Source organism: Coleofasciculus sp. H7-1 (genome assembly GCF_057473865.1).
Map to the genome: position 1 here is coordinate 81,072 of NZ_JBYCCT010000026.1, position 17,999 is coordinate 99,070.

The 17,999-nt window shown below is 47.9% G+C and carries 21 protein-coding genes; 10 read left to right on the plus strand and 11 right to left on the minus strand.

Features of this window, described 5'->3' with window-relative positions; translation table 11 throughout:
- Positions 1-75: 75 nt before the first annotated feature.
- Entirely contained in the window at positions 76-1,464 is a 1,389-nt protein-coding gene (locus AC2VDX_RS07185; RefSeq protein WP_378177761.1) for a cytochrome P450, read from the minus strand.
- Between the two features lie 221 nt (positions 1,465-1,685).
- Here AC2VDX_RS07185 and AC2VDX_RS07190 point away from each other — a divergent pair, with 221 nt between their 5' ends.
- Both AC2VDX_RS07190 and AC2VDX_RS07195 read left to right on the plus strand, forming a co-directional pair.
- Positions 1,686-2,318 (plus strand): ParA family protein, encoded by a 633-nt coding sequence (locus AC2VDX_RS07190; RefSeq protein WP_378177983.1) that lies wholly within the window; start codon positions 1,686-1,688, stop codon positions 2,316-2,318.
- Between the two features lie 5 nt (positions 2,319-2,323).
- A complete protein-coding gene (locus AC2VDX_RS07195) occupies positions 2,324-2,992 on the plus strand; it encodes a hypothetical protein (protein ID WP_378177759.1) in 669 nt (222 codons plus the stop codon).
- Positions 2,993-3,226: 234 nt separating this feature from the next.
- Here the strand turns inward: AC2VDX_RS07195 and AC2VDX_RS07200 are convergent, their stop codons facing one another.
- Positions 3,227-4,348, minus strand: coding sequence for a site-2 protease family protein (locus AC2VDX_RS07200; RefSeq protein WP_378177756.1), 1,122 nt, complete (start codon positions 4,346-4,348; stop codon positions 3,227-3,229).
- A gap of 271 nt (positions 4,349-4,619) precedes the next feature.
- On the opposite strand from AC2VDX_RS07200, the gene AC2VDX_RS07205 reads away from it, so the two are divergent.
- From AC2VDX_RS07205 to AC2VDX_RS07225, 5 genes are all read left to right on the plus strand, one after another.
- Entirely contained in the window at positions 4,620-5,117 is a 498-nt protein-coding gene (locus AC2VDX_RS07205; RefSeq protein ID WP_378177753.1) for a 2TM domain-containing protein, read from the plus strand.
- 519 nt (positions 5,118-5,636) lie between these two features.
- On the plus strand, positions 5,637-6,116 hold the full coding sequence (locus tag AC2VDX_RS07210; protein ID WP_378177750.1) for a hypothetical protein: 480 nt from the start codon (positions 5,637-5,639) through the stop codon (positions 6,114-6,116).
- Positions 6,117-6,246: 130 nt separating this feature from the next.
- The gene (gene ccmS, locus AC2VDX_RS07215; RefSeq protein WP_378177749.1) at positions 6,247-6,678 is read left to right on the plus strand and encodes a beta-carboxysome assembly chaperone CcmS; all 432 of its coding nucleotides are present in this window, start codon (positions 6,247-6,249) and stop codon (positions 6,676-6,678) included.
- Between the two features lie 268 nt (positions 6,679-6,946).
- Entirely contained in the window at positions 6,947-7,327 is a 381-nt protein-coding gene (locus AC2VDX_RS07220) for a hypothetical protein (RefSeq protein ID WP_378177746.1), read from the plus strand.
- Positions 7,328-7,351: 24 nt separating this feature from the next.
- A complete protein-coding gene (locus AC2VDX_RS07225; protein WP_378177743.1) occupies positions 7,352-7,756 on the plus strand; it encodes an HNH endonuclease in 405 nt (134 codons plus the stop codon).
- Positions 7,757-7,893: 137 nt separating this feature from the next.
- On the opposite strand, the gene AC2VDX_RS07230 is transcribed toward AC2VDX_RS07225, so the two are convergent.
- Together AC2VDX_RS07230 and AC2VDX_RS07235 are read right to left on the minus strand one after the other, a co-directional pair.
- Positions 7,894-8,295 (minus strand): DoxX family protein, encoded by a 402-nt coding sequence (locus AC2VDX_RS07230; protein WP_378177741.1) that lies wholly within the window; start codon positions 8,293-8,295, stop codon positions 7,894-7,896.
- 154 nt (positions 8,296-8,449) lie between these two features.
- Positions 8,450-9,658: a NupC/NupG family nucleoside CNT transporter gene (locus AC2VDX_RS07235; RefSeq protein ID WP_378177739.1), complete on the minus strand. Its 1,209-nt coding sequence runs from the start codon at positions 9,656-9,658 to the stop codon at positions 8,450-8,452.
- Between the two features lie 157 nt (positions 9,659-9,815).
- On the opposite strand from AC2VDX_RS07235, the gene AC2VDX_RS07240 reads away from it, so the two are divergent.
- Both AC2VDX_RS07240 and AC2VDX_RS07245 read left to right on the plus strand, forming a co-directional pair.
- Entirely contained in the window at positions 9,816-10,646 is an 831-nt protein-coding gene (locus tag AC2VDX_RS07240) for an N-acetylmuramoyl-L-alanine amidase family protein (protein WP_378177736.1), read from the plus strand.
- Positions 10,647-10,657: 11 nt separating this feature from the next.
- Positions 10,658-11,347: a molybdenum cofactor guanylyltransferase gene (locus tag AC2VDX_RS07245; RefSeq protein WP_378177733.1), complete on the plus strand. Its 690-nt coding sequence runs from the start codon at positions 10,658-10,660 to the stop codon at positions 11,345-11,347.
- A gap of 38 nt (positions 11,348-11,385) precedes the next feature.
- Here the strand turns inward: AC2VDX_RS07245 and AC2VDX_RS07250 are convergent, their stop codons facing one another.
- A complete protein-coding gene (locus AC2VDX_RS07250; RefSeq protein WP_378177730.1) occupies positions 11,386-12,021 on the minus strand; it encodes a hypothetical protein in 636 nt (211 codons plus the stop codon).
- 76 nt (positions 12,022-12,097) lie between these two features.
- Between AC2VDX_RS07250 and AC2VDX_RS07255 the strand changes: the two genes are divergently transcribed.
- Positions 12,098-12,253, plus strand: coding sequence for a hypothetical protein (locus AC2VDX_RS07255; RefSeq protein WP_378177727.1), 156 nt, complete (start codon positions 12,098-12,100; stop codon positions 12,251-12,253).
- A 19-nt stretch (positions 12,254-12,272) separates the two neighbouring features.
- On the opposite strand, the gene moeB is transcribed toward AC2VDX_RS07255, so the two are convergent.
- The 6 genes from moeB to AC2VDX_RS07285 all read right to left on the minus strand — a co-directional run bounded on the left by moeB (position 12,273) and on the right by AC2VDX_RS07285 (position 17,996).
- On the minus strand, positions 12,273-13,445 hold the full coding sequence (gene moeB, locus AC2VDX_RS07260) for a molybdopterin-synthase adenylyltransferase MoeB (protein WP_378177724.1): 1,173 nt from the start codon (positions 13,443-13,445) through the stop codon (positions 12,273-12,275).
- Positions 13,446-13,543: 98 nt separating this feature from the next.
- The gene (locus tag AC2VDX_RS07265; RefSeq protein WP_378177721.1) at positions 13,544-14,038 is read right to left on the minus strand and encodes a M67 family metallopeptidase; all 495 of its coding nucleotides are present in this window, start codon (positions 14,036-14,038) and stop codon (positions 13,544-13,546) included.
- 405 nt (positions 14,039-14,443) lie between these two features.
- Positions 14,444-15,172, minus strand: a complete 729-nt coding sequence (locus AC2VDX_RS07270; protein WP_378177718.1) for an ABC transporter ATP-binding protein — start codon at positions 15,170-15,172, stop codon at positions 14,444-14,446.
- 76 nt (positions 15,173-15,248) lie between these two features.
- Positions 15,249-15,473 (minus strand): ferredoxin family protein, encoded by a 225-nt coding sequence (locus AC2VDX_RS07275; protein WP_378177980.1) that lies wholly within the window; start codon positions 15,471-15,473, stop codon positions 15,249-15,251.
- A gap of 187 nt (positions 15,474-15,660) precedes the next feature.
- Positions 15,661-16,884 (minus strand): ATP phosphoribosyltransferase regulatory subunit, encoded by a 1,224-nt coding sequence (locus tag AC2VDX_RS07280; protein ID WP_378177715.1) that lies wholly within the window; start codon positions 16,882-16,884, stop codon positions 15,661-15,663.
- A 140-nt stretch (positions 16,885-17,024) separates the two neighbouring features.
- The gene (locus tag AC2VDX_RS07285) at positions 17,025-17,996 is read right to left on the minus strand and encodes a J domain-containing protein (RefSeq protein WP_378177712.1); all 972 of its coding nucleotides are present in this window, start codon (positions 17,994-17,996) and stop codon (positions 17,025-17,027) included.
- Between the last annotated feature and the right edge of the window lie 3 nt (positions 17,997-17,999).

Genomic DNA, 17,999 nt, shown 5'->3' on the forward strand with positions numbered 1-17,999 from the left:
AACGTAGCACATAGATAGCATTCTGCATTTTAGTACATACTTTTTTAACCTATGAACATAGGTTCAGATATTGCCTTAACTCAAATGAGAGCCAACGGTTGTATTCGCACGCTTAAGGCGAGGAGTTGCAACCATCTTCATGCCTTCCGGTGCTGCTAAAGTCAAACCCCGACGCACCGGAATAACCGGACGCTTATTAACTAGCGACACTTGAAAACGCGACAGAATTGTTGCCAGCACCAATTTCATTTCATACATCGCAAATGCCATCCCAATACAGCGACGATTCCCGCCACCAAAGGGCAAATATTCATAAGGAGAAAATTGCCGTTCCAAAAAGCGCTCTGGCTTGAATTGCTTCGGCTGTGGGAAAGTTTCCTGCCGATGGTGGGCTAAATAGATACTGGGGACGATTACTGTTCCTGGCTCTAATTTGTAGCCTGTTATCTCGATTGGCGATCGCACAACCCGAATAAAGGTATTGGCAGCAATTGGGTAAATGCGAAGCGTTTCAGAGCAAACCGCCGTTAGATAGGGTAGTTTGGCAATGACACTCGGATCTGGATCGGCATCAAGAGAGTCTAACTCTTGGAGCAGTTTGTCGCACACCTGCGGTAATTGGTCAACCCAGTACAAAGCCCACGTCAGCGCAGAAGCCGTGGTTTCATGTCCGGCGACTAGCAGAGTCATTAACTCATCGCGTAACTCTACATCCGTCATCGGTTGACCCGCTTCATCACGAGCAGACATCATTAAGCTGAGGATATCTTGCCGATTCGGGTTAGCTTCCGCCCGACGTTCCCCGATCTGAGCATAAATCAGTTCGTCAATTTGTTTGAGTTGGCGCAGCATTCGACCCCAAGGACTCCAAGCGCCTAAATCTTGTTGGAGAAACTCAAAAAAGAAGGCGCTGGAGTTGAAGCGGGAACTCATCAAGTCCAGCGTTGAACCGACTAAGCGGCGTAGTTTTTCCAAACGCAGTCCCTCATCCAGTCCAAACACCACCCGTAAGATGACGCGCAGGGTGATTTCTTGCATCGACGCACGGACGTTGAAGGATTTGCCCATCGTCCACTGATTCATCACCTGCTCGGCGATTTCAGAGATAATCTGACCGTAAGCCCGCATTCGATCCCCGTGAAAGGGAGGGGTTAAAAGTTGTCGTTGGCGCTGATGGCGATCGCCATCCAGTAGTAGCAGAGAATTTTCTCCCAATAAAAACTCTAAACCGCTGTTCCCCCTCCCGGCGTCTAAGTGAGTAGAATCGGCAGTGAAAATCGTTTGCAGTGCTTGTGGTTGGCTGAAATACACAATGGGAGTACCTTTGCTTCCCTGGATGGTGAAGGTGTCACCATAGGCTTTGGCATAATCATCCAGGTACTTTATGGGCTGAAAAATAAATTTCATTAACCGCAGCGATCGCGGAGTGTTTGGCCCTTTAGGTAGGCTGTTAGTGAGTTCCATTGAGGCGTTTCGGGTTCAGAGCTATTCGATTCTATTGTGGCGAGTTTAGAGGGCGGAGTGTTGGCTCAGTTCAACGCCATGTCCTCAGAGGGCGATCGTTCGCTTCGCACGCCAAGCGGTTGACAAAGGTAGCGCCAGTCAAGCCCTATGCTAACGCACAAAAAACTCCTCTCGATCCCATTAAGCGGTATATTCGGTGGAGTCAGCATCACAAGCGAGCAGTGCCAAGAATAATTGCTATTCTCAACGGTAAGGGAGGAGTCGGTAAAACCACTACAGCAGTCAATCTGGCTGCAACCTTCTCCGAAGAAAAACGGGTTCTTCTGGTCGATGCAGATATTCAGGGTTCGGCAACTTGGTGGGTTGAGCGTAGCGAGAAAGGAATGGGCTTCGATCTCGTTCAAGAGACAGATCCAAAACTTTTAGGTCGTTTACGTAAGATAGAAGGCTACGATTTAGTAGTGGTGGATACGCCTCCAGCATTGCGATCGGAAGCATTAGCGGCGGTAGTAGCGATCGCTGATTATCTGGTTTTACCCACGCCCTGTGCGCCGATGGATCTGGCTGTACTCATTGAGACAGTAAGGGAAGCCGTCATGCCAGTTGGAATCGCCCATCGGGTACTTCTGACGAAGGTGGATGCGCGAAGTTTGGGGGAAGCACTGGAGGCTCAAAACACACTTCAAGAGCTAGGAATTCCGGCTTGCCATAGCTTTGTCCGTGCCTACAAAGCCCACGAACGAGCGGCTCTTGAGGGGGTGCCGATTCATCAATGGACGGGGAAAAAGGCACGGGAGGCGGAAGCAGACTACCGCCGCGTGGCTAATGAAATACAGCGTGATTGGAGGAACTAAAAATAATGGCTAAAAAACGTCTTTCAGACTTACTACACGAAGAAGCACAAAAATCGCCAGATTCAGAAGCTGAACCTGTTCTAGAGGCGACCGTTGAGGAAATTATAGAAGTGGAGGCGGAACTCGTAGATGAATCATCAACAGATACGCCCGATAAAACTCCTGCGAAACACTCAAATTCAACGAAGACTGACTTAGAAGCAACTGTGACAGAGTTAAAAACAACTTTGGAGCAAGCACGCCAAAGGGAGGAATCTCTACAGCAGCAAATCACCGATTTGCAATCCAATTTGGATGAGCAAAAATCACTTGTTACCGAGTTGAAAGGTGTTTTGAAGGAAACACGCAAAGTGGAAGCCTCTCTACACCAGCAAATTGCCAATTTGCAGGCAGATTTGGATGAACAAAAAAAACTGCTAAATAAGCACCAAAAAGCTCAAGATCAAGCCAAACAGATGAAGACAGAGCTGGAGCAAACCAAAAAAGCAGCCATGCAACTTGCAGAAGCGAACTCTAAGCTGATTGAAGAAGCCAATGCTCTACACAAAGAGCAGGAATCTCAAGCACCGAAGCACAAAACATCTGAGCGGACATCTAACAACTTCCCTCAACCTCAGCCTCAACCTCAAACCGATGAGCCTGCTGATTTTGCCGCAAAAAGTTGGTTGTTGTAAATACACTCAGTCTGACAATCAAAAGATACGGTTGGTTAATTCGTGAGGGAACTGACCTCTCCCCGACTGTATTCCAGACGCGATATATCGCGTCTGGAACGTTTTCTTTTTACTCGTAATTAAGCTAAGGTCAGCAGCCTTAGTTTGTATAGAAGTAGGGGCAGGTTATCAACCCGCCCCTACTTCTAAGCACACTTGTTATGTTAGTTAGCTGAATTCAAAATCCGAAATTGATTAAGCAGGATTTGCTTGCGCTTTTCTCTGGAGTAAGTTGAGAATCGAAGCTTTTTCCAGAAGTCCGACTAGCACGCCGTTTTCACGAATGACGGTAAGCTGAGTAAGCTTTTCTTGTTCTAGCAGTGTCACCACTTCTAGTAAGGATTGATCGGATTTGACGGTTGTGGAGAATTCGACGGGTTTGGTTAGCTGTGCGACCGATATTTCAGTCCACTGAGAGGTCGGAACGGCTTTGAGATCGTCAACTGCGATCGCGCCCACTAATTGTCCCTCTTCATTGGTGACTAAGAACCGCGACGCTTCGCTTTTGCCAATGATGTACTCGTTAACAAACTCTCTCAGGGAAAGCGACTCAGAAACAATTGGGCTATCGGTCATGACTGCATCTTCTGCGGTCAAAGCGGCTAGTTGTTCTTGCACTCTAGCAGCCTGGGTGGCTCGACCAGCGTTTTGCAGCAAGAACCAACCGATTAACAAGTTCCAGAAGTTAAGACCGCCGCCAAATAGTAGAGGAATCAGACCAGAAGCGATCGCTATCCAACCAATGATTTGACCGGCGCGACCCGCAAACACAACACCTTTATAAGGATTGCCGGTGATCTTCCAAACCAACGCTTTGAGGATATTACCACCATCCAGGGGCAAGCCAGGAATCAGGTTAAATAGCGCCAGCACTAAGTTGACGTAAGCCAGCACTCCGAGAATCGCTGCAAACGGCCCGGAAATGCCCGTGGTAAAGCCAATCGCGCTAATTAGACCAAACAGCGCCAAACTGACTAAAGGTCCGGCGATCGCCAGCCAGAATGCTCCTGCGGGGGTTTTTGATTCTTTTTCTAGGCTGGCTAGACCACCAAACAGAAACAAGTTGATAGATTTAACTTCAATTCCCTGTTTGATAGCGACAAAACTGTGTCCGAGTTCGTGCGCCAAGACGGATGCAAACAACAGCAGCGCCGCAATTAATCCCAGTAGCCAGGGTAATCCCCCGCCTAGTCCGGGAAATTGAGCCGCTAGTCCACTGCCATAGCTCACCGTCACCCAAGCCAGGACAAAGAACCAGGACGGATGTACGTTGAAGGGAATTCCGAATAAATTGCCGACGCGAATCGTGCCGTTCATTACGCCACCTCTGATTTAACATCTGAGAGGCTTAAATTGAACCTCTCTTTCTTGCACCTCTTTATCGTAATGAAATGTAACGAGCATTTTAATCTTTCAGCTACCGTACTATCCGTCCATTAAGGTTCGGTTTTGGAATAGCCTGGTGTGAGGCATTCTGACTATTGCCTCGGCATAATAGAATCAGTACTGCTCTTGAAAGGCTGACTTCTGCATCACGTCCTTGGGGCAGAAAAGCTCTCCCAACCTCGATGACCGCAGGTGCCTCCCTATGCCCGTCTCCGAAACTCAAATCACCCGCTCCTATAATCAAGAAGAGATCCAGCAAATTCTCCAGATAGCGATCGCCCGTCAAACTGACGACACAGAATTTACCCGCGAACAGCTACTAGAAATCGCATCTGAATTAGAAATCTCCCCAGAGTGCCTTCAGGTGGCAGAACAGCAGTGGCTAGCCAAACAGGGAGAAATCCAAAAGCGACAGGATTTTAATCTCTACCGGCGCAGCAAATTACAGAAACAAGCGGGCAAATATACGATCGTCAATTCGTTTTTGATGCTGCTGAATATAGTAAATGTCGGTGAGCTTTCTTGGTCTTTATATATTGCCTTATTCTGGGGATTAGGGCTGGGGCTTAATGCTTGGAATACCTTTCAATCTGGAGGCGAAGATTACGAAAAAGCCTTTCAGAGATGGTATCGTCAGCACCAATTGAAACAATCACTTACTACTGTTTGGGATAAGGTTCTCAAAGCTTGGCAGACCTAAAGCATATCCAGGGCTATTTCATTCTCCTGAAACCCGCCCGTGGACTTAAGTCCACTGCCTAAAAGCCCAAGTCGTCTAAAGACGACTCAAATACTAATGTACAGTCGTCTTTAGACGACTTTAGCTATGAGACAGGGGTTTCAACCCCTGGCAGATTATAGGTTTGAGAGAATGAAACAGCCCTGAAAGCATATCTCTCTAGCGAAGAGGAAGTTGTGGCTACGCAAAGGAAGTGGGTTGAAAATCAGTTTTTATGAGCGAGAATTTTGTGTAGAAACTATGCAACGTCTCTAGATTCGCTAACGCTGATCTTGGCAGATCTGCCAAAGGCGCGATAGCGAAGCGCTGACTTGTCAGTTCGCGAAGCGCTCCAAAAAGTCAGTTCGCATTTTTTCCCCAGTCAGCACATCTCCCACAGGAACAGCTTTCGTTTGCCTTAAAATAATCCTGTCGGCTTGGTTCAACTAACCAGACCATTACGGCTAGACAAGTTCTCTCTGCATTCTTCCTGCATTAGATATGGTTCAGTACACTCTCGCACAAAGCCCAGAAGTCATCTTGACTGTTCCAGGCAAAGATTCAAAAAAAGCCCGTGAGAAAGCGATGGAGCAGCTCATGGAACTCATGGATGCAGACAAGCTACCCACAGAGCTTGAAGATGGATTTAGTCCGCAACAACTGATTGAAGTCAAAGAGCTGGAAGCGGATGGGACTAGCGATGAAGACGCCGTAACCCAAGCTGTACAAGTTCTGAGCAACCTTGCCACACTAAAGCTGAAGGTACAGGAGTCACGCGCCGAGGCGCTCAAGGTTCGCGCTCAAGTAGATATTCTGTTTTCAGAAAAGTCGGTGAGTGAAGAGGAAATCGCTCAACTCAAAGACGGTTTTAAAGTTCTCAAAACCTTTGCACAAGTGAATCTGCGCTATCACGAGGCTCGATCGAAAGCAGAGCAAGCTCGTAGCGTGCTAGATCAAGCTTTAAAATCTCCTGAGAGCTAATTTCTCTGCTAAGGCGCATCTGAGGACAGCGATCGCTTCTGAGAATCCAGACTTGATAAGCGATCGCGCTAGGAGTTTTTCTCTGATTCGCAGCGCCAAATGCATCTGTAACCACCCAAGAAGATAAGCAATGATTCAATTTGGTAAAACTCCTTCTGATTCCGGAGAAAAGAACTGGCGAAACCAGCTCGCTCAATTTGTCAAAGCCAATCAGCAAGAATTGGCAGCATTATCTTGGGGATTGTGGTTAGAAAATGGAGATACTCAGGGGAGTTTGGGGATCGATGTGAAACCGAAGCCGCATTTCGTCTATTGTCCAAAAGAGGCAATAGAAACACTCAATAGTAAAGTCGAAAATCAGCTTCAGGAAATGTTAGGAGTTGTGGATGCTCATAACCCTGAAGTGGAGGTTCTCGTCATTGGAATTGGTGAGGGACAGATAAAGCTGATTCAGTTTCAACCCGAACCTCCACCTCCCGCTTGCTTTGAGCAAGTCGCCGCAGATGTCAATACATTGCTAGAGCGATTAGAGCAGCAGATGGGCGAAGAGATACAAGGCTAAATCCAGAAAGCGATCGCGCATTTCGTATGCACTCTTAGTGCTGTTCGCACGCTTGCTAGTGAGGGGAAACGCGAGCGCACTGGCTACCATCCAAACTCACTGAATGTGAGTAGAAATATCCGTTAGGATGAATTTGTGCCAATATCTACGCCATCAAGCTTTGTAGCCTTTAACTTCGCCATACCATTTAGGTAATTTAATAATTTGCAAACGATCGAACGGGAGTGGAATTAAAATCAGAGAATGGTGAGCTAGTGAAAGATAAGCTATGACAACCATCGAGATTGTTTCAGAAGCCAGCGCCGAGCAAACAATTTATCGGGCAATCTGTGGAGTACAACAGGCTACTGGTGCAACACCCGGTCAGGCACTGGATATGCTTGAGAAGGAACTAGCAACACAAGGGTTTAGAGAGAGTGGTAACACAGTAATCATCGTGCAGCGTTTTCGTCCCGATAATTTCTTTACCGCAGACCAGCAATTACGGCTTGGGGAACTGATGGATCGATTTCACCAAACTAGCGTTGTCGGGGAGGCATTTGCTCCCGCCGAAAAGCAAGAATTGGAGAGATTAGTTGAGGCTGAATGGAACGCTGCGATAGAAAGAGCTAAAGAAATTCTCAAGGGAACTCAAAGTGAAAAACAGTAGCCTTGTATATTTCTTTGAGACGCTGTGAATCCTAACTATCTCCTCGTAGCACAACGGGCCAAACATCAGTGTGAATACTGTCATGCACCAGAAGTTATCTTCAACGTTGCTTTTGAGGTGGATCACATTATTCCTATCTCCAAAGGTGGCTTGGATGAATCCCCAAACTGGGCGCTTGCCTGCCGTGTTTGTAATCTCCGCAAGTTAGATTATGTAGATGGGTTTGACCCAGTTAACCAACAACAGGTACGTTTGTTTAACCCTCGAACCGATAGTTGGTACGAATACTTTGCAGTGCAAGGAGAAGCACCTTTCCTACTAGAAAGCACAACATCTATTGGTCGTGCTACTTTGGATCGGTTACAGATGAATGCACCGTTGCAACTCAGAGCTAGAGCGCAATGGATAACATTAGGAATTTTTGGATAATATTACTATCTCACCAGCTTTTAGGGCTGGGATTCCTGTATAAGCGATCGCGCATTTCGTATGCACTCTTAGTGCTGCTCGCACGCTTGCTAGTGAGGGGAAACGCGATCGCATCTTTCATCAACTAAGCTCGTTAGTTAATCAGAACGCCTAGATGCCATCTGCTCGTCCAAACTCACTGGCCCAGAGCCAACATAGTACACCATGAGCAATCCCCCGATAATGGCTAAGTTCTTCATGAACGCAATCACCTGCATGGAATCATCAAAATTGCTGTGAAAAATTAGCGTAGTCGGAATCATGAAGATAATTAACGCGATCGCTCCCCAACGGGCTTTGTAACCTAGCAATACGGATAATCCGCCAGCCAGTTCAATAATAATTGCCGCGACTAGCAACAGCCCCGTCAGCGCTTCCGGGATGCCCTTGCTTGCCATAAACTGTTGCGTGCCACTGAAGCCGGGAATTTTATCAAAGCCGGACTTCAAAAAAATGGCGGCTAAGAAAGCTCGTGCTATGAGGGGGATGTATTTTTCCATATTGACACCTGCGATCGCTTCGCCTTTAACTTACAACAACATCCGGTGGTAAGCAAAGTAATGGTATAAGCGATCGCTACCGTCACCGCCGATGACATCCTTAGCTTCGACTACCCGAACCTTTAGCCCTGGCGGATTAACAACAGTGCCTTGCTTATAACAACATTCCCGCGATCGCAGCTGTCATAAAACCCGCAAACAAACCGCCTATCATCGCCCTGACACCCATTCTCGCTAAATCTTTCTGACGGTTCGGTGCCATCCCGCCAATCCCACCAATTGTGATGCCAATCGAGCCAATATTGGCAAAGTTGCACAAAGCGTAGGTGGCGATAATTACAGCCCGTTCGGATATCGCCTTCTGCTCAATCAGCGTCTTCAGATCCACATAGGCGATAAAATCATTCAAAATCGTCTTTTTGCCTAACAACACCCCCACCTGGGCGCAGTCAGCCCAAGGCACTCCGAGCAGCCACGCAACGGGGGCCATTAAAAAAGATAACATCCACTCCAACGACAACAAAGGCACGCCGAAAAGTCCCCCCAACCATCCCAGGAGGGCATTGACAAAAGCCAATAACCCCAAAAAGGCAATAATCATCGCCGCTACATTAACTGCCAGTTTCGTCCCTTCAATCGCTCCCCCAGCCGCTGCATCAATCGCATTCACAAAGGTACTCTCCACATCTATCTGTGCCTTGCCAACCGTCTTGGGAACTTCCGTTTCCGGATAAAGCAATTTTGAGGCAACCAGGGAAGTCGGGGCAGTCATGAAGAAAGCGGCAATCAGGTGTGCTGGTGGAATCCCAAAGGAGAGATATGCCCCTAATACGCCACCGGCAATTGTGGCAAAGCCCCCCGTCATCACCGCATGAAGTTCTGATTGCGTCATCGTCGCCACATAAGGCTTAACCAGCAGCGGTGCCTCAGTTGGTCCTAAAAAGATGTTGGCAGCACACGATAAAGACTCAGCCCCCGATGTTCCCATCGTCTTCATCATTACCCACGCCATCACATTCACCACTCGCTGTACAATGCCGTAGTGGTATAGCACCGTGATGAACGAAGAAAAAAAGATAATCGTGGGCAGCACTTTAAAAGCAAAGAAATGATCGACAAATTTATCTCCAAAGACAAATTTGGCACCAACATCAGAGAATTCTAAAAAGCGGCTAACGACATCGCCGAGAAACTTAAATACAGCTAAACCGCCGGGAGTTTTCAGAATCAGCAGTGCAAAAATAAACTCTAACCCTAGCCCCCAGAATACCGGACGCCAACGCACAGCACGCCGGTTCACTGAGAAGGCATAAGATAATCCCACAAAAACAGCCAATCCCAGTGCTGAAATCACCCGCTCCATCGACTCTCTCAGGGCTAAGTTACAATACGGCGTATCATAGCCTGGATGTGTGGGCAAGAAAGTATCGGTTGAGCCTCCGGATTCTATCTTTGTGGGGATGGATCGGAATGAATCACTACAACATTCAAGGCGATTAGAATTCTGGGGAGATTGTAAAATGGTACGGATTTTTCTTTCCGCTGGACATGGTGCTGGCGATCCGGGCGCACAAGCTGGAGGTACTACAGAAGACAGAGAAATGAGGCTTACCCGCGATGCGGCGGTGCAGGAAATGCGATCGCGCGGTTTAGAGGTTTCCTCTGTTCCCGATACGCTGAGTTTGAAGGAAACGATTGCTTGGATCAACGCCTACTCCCGCCGTGGCGATGTCGCTTTAGAAATCCATGCCGATTCTGTCGGAAACACCAGTATCCGGGGTGCCAGCGCCTTCTATACTGACGGCAACGAGCAACGCGAAGCCGATGCCCAGTTGGTGCTGCAATCCTTACTTAAAGCGGTTTCAGGATTGCCGTCTCGTGGAGTTAAATCGGATACCGCTACGGGTGTCGGTAGTTTGGGTTTCTGCCGTCAAGTGGATATTCCCTCGATGCTGATGGAGTTGGGGTTTGTCACGAATCCAGGCGATCGCTCTTTACTTCAAACTAAGCGTCAAGACTTTGCCCGTGGATTGGCTGACGGTCTAGAAGCTTGGAGTCGCAAGGAAGCTCAGAGGCAGGGCTTAACGCCTCCCCCTCCTCCTAGCTACCCAGTTATCAGTGTGAAAATCAACGACCAGATATATAAAAATCAGGGAATTTTGGTCAATGGGAATGCTTCTATTCCTATTGTTTTCCTAAAGTCGTTAGGAATCGATCCAAGTAAAGTCGCTGACTTCCGCACCCTTACTCACCGTAATCTCGAATATATCAAAGCGGTGGATTTACAGCCATTTAGAGTATCCGTTAAATGGGACAATCCAAGCCGGACGGTCATTTTAACCACCCAGTAATTTGCTTTCAAATGAATGCATCCTCGGCTGTATCGGTGACAGCAATTGTTTTGGCAGGTGGACAAAGTTCTCGCATGGGACGCGATAAAGCCTTAATTTCTGTTAACGGCGTTCCCCTGATTCGGCAGGTTTGTGAAGTTGCCCAAGCCTGTGCTTCAAAAGTGTATGTGGTAACGCCGTGGAGCGAACGATACCAAGATATTCTACCTAGCCGTTGCTCTCTGGTTCGAGAAGTTCCTTTTCAAAAGCATGAACCCGAAAAGATGAATGAAGAATTAATTCATCCTAACCTTGGGGAAAGGGAAGTGCCTGCATCCTTCATTCCTCATCCTTCCCACGGGCCACTCATTGGCTTTGCCCAAGGACTCGCGCCAGTACAAACAGAATGGGTGTTGTTACTTGCCTGCGATTTGCCCAATTTGAAAGAGGAAATTTTGCTCAATTGGGTACAGCATTTACCAGAGGTGCCAGAAGATTGTATTGCCTTTCTCCCCCGACACCCCAAAGGCTGGGAACCGCTATGCGGTTTTTATCGCCGCCGCTGTTTGCCTAGCTTGACTGAATTTATTAATAAAGGGGGCAGATCCTTTCAGCAATGGTTGTCTCAACATCCCGTACAAGAACTGCCCCTAACCGAGCGATCGCTCTTATTTAATTGCAACACACCGGCTGACTTGGAAGAATTAAAAATGCAAAATTAAAAATTAAAAAAAGACTCTTAATTTTTAATTTTTAATTTTTAATTTTTAATTTCTTTGGGTTCTGCTTCCAAATTTGGCAAAGGTGCCAACTGAGGGAGAGGTGTCAGTGGCGGCGTAAAGTCAGGCGTCGGCTTCGGGGGTGGCGGTGGCGCAAAGGTGGGGGATAAGTTGCGGGGCAAATCATCTGCCGAAATGCAGGTATCCAGCGCTTTGGCGGCAGAAATCTCCAACTGGCGATTCAAGCCGACAACGCATTCAGCAAAGCGGACTGGTAAAAGGCTACGACGACAGGATTCGAGTACCTCCAGCAGCGGCGGGTTTTTGGCATCTTGGGAAATATTAATCACGCACCTGCCTAACTCGATGGGACGTCGCACCCGGAGACAGGCAGCCAGAGCGTCTCGTGAGGCAATCTGAGTTTCTCGGTTAATATTAAACACGCAAGCTGATAAATCTGTGGGTTTGAGGGCATCCGAACAGGTAGAGGCAGCGAGTTCTGTGGAGATACCAACCGCCCTTAACTCAGCAGCGCAGTATTGAAAGGGGCTGAAATGGGTGGCGGTGGCAGGAACGGTCTCAACAGCGATCGCAAATAATCCTGCGGTAAGGGCTAGCCCAGTAGTGGATAATCGTCGGGAACGAGACAAGGCACGTTCGCTACTTTTGTTTTGCATGATAGTTCTACATAAGTAGGTCACAAGCTATCCTACTTGGACATTGGTAGCAGTTTGCACCTTTGTACTCAGTGCAATGCTATCGGCTGCGACTAAAAATGCGATTGGGGACGCGATCGCTTTTCCAAAAGCTAAAATTATCGAACCCCACATCCGCAACCAAGAAGTTAGCAAGTTGAAATCTAGACAAATAGAGACGTTCCCACAGAACGCCTCTATCGAAGGTTACTAAATTCAAAGCTGCAACCTTTTTAGTATTCAGGCACCGAAGGGTCAATTTCTCGACTCCAAGCGGTAATTCCGCCTTTGACGTTGGTGCCTTCAATTCCAGCTTCTTTCAGAATCCCCAGCGCCTTCGCAGAACGTCCACCCAGCTTGCAGTGGGCAATCAAGCGATGACCGTTGAGCAATTCTTTCACTTGGGCAACACCCGCACCGTTTTCAATATCTGGTAACGGCACCAAAACGGCACCCGGAATTCTAGCAATTTCGTACTCGTTAGGATTGCGAACATCAAGCAGTACAAAATCATCTGCACCGCTATCTAGCAATTCCTTCAATTCCCGAACCGTCATTTCTGACATTTCCATCTGCTGTTTCGCCTCTTCTGCTTTTGCTTGTGGGATACCGCAGAATTCTTCATAATCAATTAACTTTTCAATGACTGGTCTTTCTGGGTTCGGACGCAGTTTCAGTTCCCGGAACTTCATTTGCAAGGCATCATACAGCAACAACCGCCCGCTGAGAGTTTGACCTTGACCGATAATAATTTTGACCGTTTCTGTTGCTTGGATAACGCCAATAATTCCTGGCAAAATTCCCAAAACGCCGCCTTCAGCACAGGAAGGAACCATTCCGGGTGGTGGGGGTTCCGGATAAAGGTCGCGGTAATTTGGGCCATTTTGGTAGTTAAATACCGTCGCTTGCCCTTCAAACCGATAAATGGAACCGTAGACGTTAGGCTTATTTAACAACACGCAAGCATCGTTAACTAGATAGCGCGTAGGGAAGTTATCGGTGCCATCTACTACGATGTCGTAGGGTTCGAGAATTTGTAAGGCATTTTCGGCACTTAGGCGTGTTTCGTACAAGTCAACTTGGCAATAGGGATTTATTTCTAAAATCCTATTTTTTGCCGACTCAATTTTCGGTTTACCTACCCAAGAGGTGCCGTGAATGACTTGGCGTTGCAAGTTGGAATTATCGACGACATCAAAATCAACAATACCAATTCGTCCGATACCAGCAGCGGCGAGATACAGCAGTAGAGGCGAACCCAGTCCACCTGTACCAACACACAGGACGCTTGCTGCTTTGAGGCGTTTTTGCCCTTCCAGTCCTATTTCTGGCAGGATCAGGTGGCGAGAGTAGCGTTCGTATTCTTCTTTGGAAAGCTGGATTTGATCCAGATTGGGATTGAGCATGACCTTTTAGTGAGGGCAGACAGAGTTAACAGCCTATCAAAGATACAATAGTCTTTGGATCTTTGGGTCTTAATCGTTTTTAAAGTTAAGTTCTTAATCTAGGTTATTTCAACAATTATCATTTCTTCAGGCTGAAACTGGTGGGCGTCGTCGAGACTCCAGTTGCGGAGATCGCCAGCTTTGCCTTGTTGAACTGACACAATAATATACGAGTATACTGACCACGCACACGCTCGATCGAATTCAGAAGGAATTGCTGGATGGTCGGGATGGGAGTGGTAGATTCCAATGATATCAAGTTGGCTGGGCGAAGCACTCTCGCGTCCCTGCTTTTGTACTTTAAGCATATCTTCGGGAGCGATCGCGTATCTGTCTCGCTTATCCGAACCCAGTTTCGCGGAACCTTCAATCTCTGGGAACGCTTCTACTGCTTGTGCATCCCAACTGTTCTCGGTTGGCATTACTTCCACCACAGTTTTGCCATCTTCCGCCAATTTACCTAGCAGCAAGCCGCAGCACTCTTCGGGATAGGTGCTTTCGGCATGGGTGCGGATGGCTTGCAAATGCTGAGGGCGGAGTTTTAAAACTGCCACGATGCCAATCATCCTGAGTGAGACGTGGAACTATTGTATGCCACTGAAGTCTCTCATTCTTCTTGTCTGACTATTTTGGTTTTCCTGCACAATAGCATTGCTTCTACAGTAATTTTGAAGAAAATATTTTCTTTTGTAGCTGCTGCCTTTCCTGTCAATTCGTTGAGATTGAAGCCATAGATTTTATAGCGAATTAAATCAAAAATATTTTCAATTTCAGGGGGGTTGGTGTAAGATTTAATAAAGTTAATTGTATTATTGTTGTTTAAAGCAATCTATCTGACAGCACAGATTTCCATTATAAAAGTATAGTACCGGAGCGAACCGGATTTGTCTAGTCCCAATTTCTTTAATTTTTAACAGCGTCAGAGCGATCGCAAAGAGTCAAGGCGTCCGCTCAATGCGTCAGTGGGCTTTACCTGCACCCAGATAGAGTTCTCCCACCTTGGGGTCATTCAAGAGTTCGGAGCCGGGACCTGAGAAGCGATCGCGTCCTGTATCCAGCACATAACCACGGTGTGCCATTCCCAAAGCTTTCCGGGCATTTTGCTCCACCAGCACAATTGCCGTACCCGTTTGATTAATTGCTTGAATCTGCTCAAAAACGTTATTGACCAACAGGGGAGACAGCGCCGCCGAAGGTTCATCCAGCAGCAACAGAGTGGGTTCCAACATCAAAGCCTTTCCCATTGCCAGCATCTGCCGTTCTCCCCCTGACAGAGTTCCAGCCCGCTGATGCCGCCGTTGAGCCAGAACCGGAAACGTGGCAAAGATACGATCCTTGAGCGGTTGCAAAGGGACATTGCGAATAAACGCGCCCATCTCCAGATTCTCTTCCACCGTCAGCGATGGGAACACATTAGAGATTTGCGGCACGTAGCACATCCCCCGCCGAACAATTTGATCCGACTTTAAGCCAGCAATATTCTCGCCTTTGAAAGTAATTTTGCCTTGATGAGAACTTAAGAGTCCAAAGATAGCCTTTGCCAATGTTGATTTCCCGGCACCATTGGGGCCAATTACGGCAACTAATTCACCGGGATATATCTTGAAATTAACACCTTGCAGGATATCCAAATCTTTGACATATCCAGCCCAAACATCTTCAACTTCTAATAAAGGTTCATTAGTCATTCGTTATTAGTTATTAGTTATGGCTCATGATTTATGGCAATTCCTGCATCAACCATGAACCATGAATAATCAACAATTAGGGTGTCTTTTGCAAATCCGGGCGTTCTTCGGGGACAATTGCCCCTTCCACAGGGCAGACTTGTAGGCAGATGCCACAGTCAATACAAGTGGCAAAATCAATCCAGTACCAGCCAGTCCCCTTAACATTCTTACCGGGACCTTCGTGAATACAGGCAACAGGACAAGCATCGACACAATCAGCGACGCCTTCGCAGGTATTGGTAACAATCGTATGCGGCACAGTGTTCTCTCTCTTGGGATTGGCAGACATCTGCTTCTCTAGACTACCAAAGTCTTCCGACTGATAGCTGAAACGAGACATTTTAAATGTAAAAGTACGCAAACTTAAGGTAAAATTTTGCCCAAAAAAGCACCTCTCCTTTGCGTACCTCTGCGCTTCCCTTTGCGTACCTTTGCGTTAAAAAAATCTAACTCAGCATCTCAATTTTAGTAGCACCCTCAGCTTCCACCCAGGCAAGGCGACGGATGTGACGGCTACGGGCATATTCTCGCACATCTTCAGGCGATCGCTCCCCTAAATCCATCTCCACCCGCACCAGATGAATAGAATCTCGCAGGGTTTGGGCGTAGGCAAAAGCTGCCATATAGGCTTGGGGGGATGAAGGAACGACTAACCAATCACTAGCAGGCGTTTCGCGGGGCATCCCAGCCTTCGAGAGCAAGACTTGGTATAAGTCTTCAATGTTAAGAGCAAAGCCAATACTGGGGTAAGTTTGCCCTTGGGGATGATAGAGTCCCAGCAATTGGTCATAGCGTCCCCCCTGAGCTAAAACCCGTGCTTGGGTGTCTGTATCGCTAACGACTTCAAACACAATGCCGGTGTAATAGTTAAAGGTTTGGATCAAGCTAAGATCCAGAGTCACGGGGAAGGTTTGCTGATGGGAGAAGCCTTCGTTTAGAAGATCGATGAGCGATTTCAGATTACTGACTGTTTTGCGCTCAGATTCTGCTAAATCTAGAGTAGAAACTCGTTGCAGCACATCAGCAGGGTGTCCCCGCAGCTCAAATAGAAATAAAGCCCGTTCTCGCAATTCGGGCGAAAGGGGCAGAGTTTCCAAAGTGATACGATCGAGATGCGCGATCGCGCGTCGCACTTTTTCTTGCAGATGAACTGGAAACGGGGAAAAAAGCGATCGCGTTAACCCCGCTTCTCCCAAAATTACCTGCCACTGGCTTAACCCCAGACACTTCAGGCAGTCTCCCAGCAGCAACAGCACCTCTGCATCTGCCAAGACACCACCCGCACCCAACAGCTCTACCCCTGCCTGGTAAAATTCCTGCTGACGCCCGTAATTGCTTCCCTGCGAACGGCGGAATACATTTGCGTTGTAGTAGAGGCGTTGCGGATAAGTAACACCAGCCATGCGCGTCACAGATGCACGGGCGATCGAAGCCGTCAGTTCTGGGCGGAGTCCCAGCGTCCCCTCCTCAGCATCCTGTATTTGAATCACTGTCGAGCGCTGGATTGCTCCGCCTGCCATCAAAGTATCCAACCGCTCTAGAGTGGAGGTGATAATCCGGTGATAGCCCCAGCGGTGATACACCTGCTGCAACCGATCTTCAATCCAGCTTTTTTGAGCGACATCGAGAGGCAGTAAATCCCTCGCGCCTGCCGGGGGTTGATAAACCATTCAGTCGTTGTTTTTTGTTAGTTGACAAGCGATTAGCAAGCGAAGTATTCGCGATTAGCGAGTTGACGGATTGACTCTAGCTCTCACCGACAACTGCCAAACATCTAATAGCCCAGTTGCTAACCGAAGAAATCGCTTTCTTATTTCTTCTTACCAAACATACCAAATAAACCGCCTCCAGACTTATCCTCCGGCTTGCCCTGCCCTGGCTTGCCCTGCCCTGACTTAGGCGGCGTCGTTGTCTTGCCACCCGCAACTTTTTGTGCCAGCTTGTCAAGTGCCTGTTTGCCCTCTAGCCCGATCGGGTCTTGAGGGTTTAATTTCAAAGCTTGGGTTATGTGTACCTTCGCCATTGTCACCTTAGGCGGAGTTTGCTTCAAATAAACCATCCCCAATAAGCTATGGCAATGGCTATTGTTCGGCTCCATTTTCAGGGCTTCCCGCAACTCTATCTCCGCCTTAGCAAACTGGTTCTTCGTTATCAACTCATCAGCGCGACGGAAATATGGCTCCGCGACTGATGTCTGAGCCGGTGACGATGGTGGCGGCGGTGGTGGCGGCGATGATGCATTGGGGCCAGCAGCCCCCGTGACAGGACGTTTATCTGACATCATTGAGGTTGCTACCCCAGAACTCCCCTTCCGCCGCAGGTAAACCATATTCAGTTCGCTGATTTGAGCCGTCACTTCCAGGACTTGGCTCAAAGATTCATACTGCGTTTGTGCTAGCTTTTGCAGTGCCGTTTTATAGGAATGCTCTAAATCGCCGCCAGCCTGAGCTAATTGTTTCGCGGTTTCACCTTGGGGTTGAACGTTCGCCGCTTCCCCAGCCAAGCGCTTACCCATGCGCCCGATCATAACGACGTATTCTGCCCGCGTGCGATCCTGAGATAGTTGTTCGTAGGCAGGATTTACCAATTTTGACAACATCTGGCTGGCACGCTGTTTTTCTGCTTCGTTTTCAGCCTTGCAACTATCCGGATGCAATCTCCGGGCGATTTTGAGATACCGTTTGCGGATGTCATTGACTCCTGCATCTACTGGCACCCCTAAAATTGCGTGGTGGTCTGTGAAATCAAACTTGAACAGTCCACGGTCGATCCGAAATGACATAGC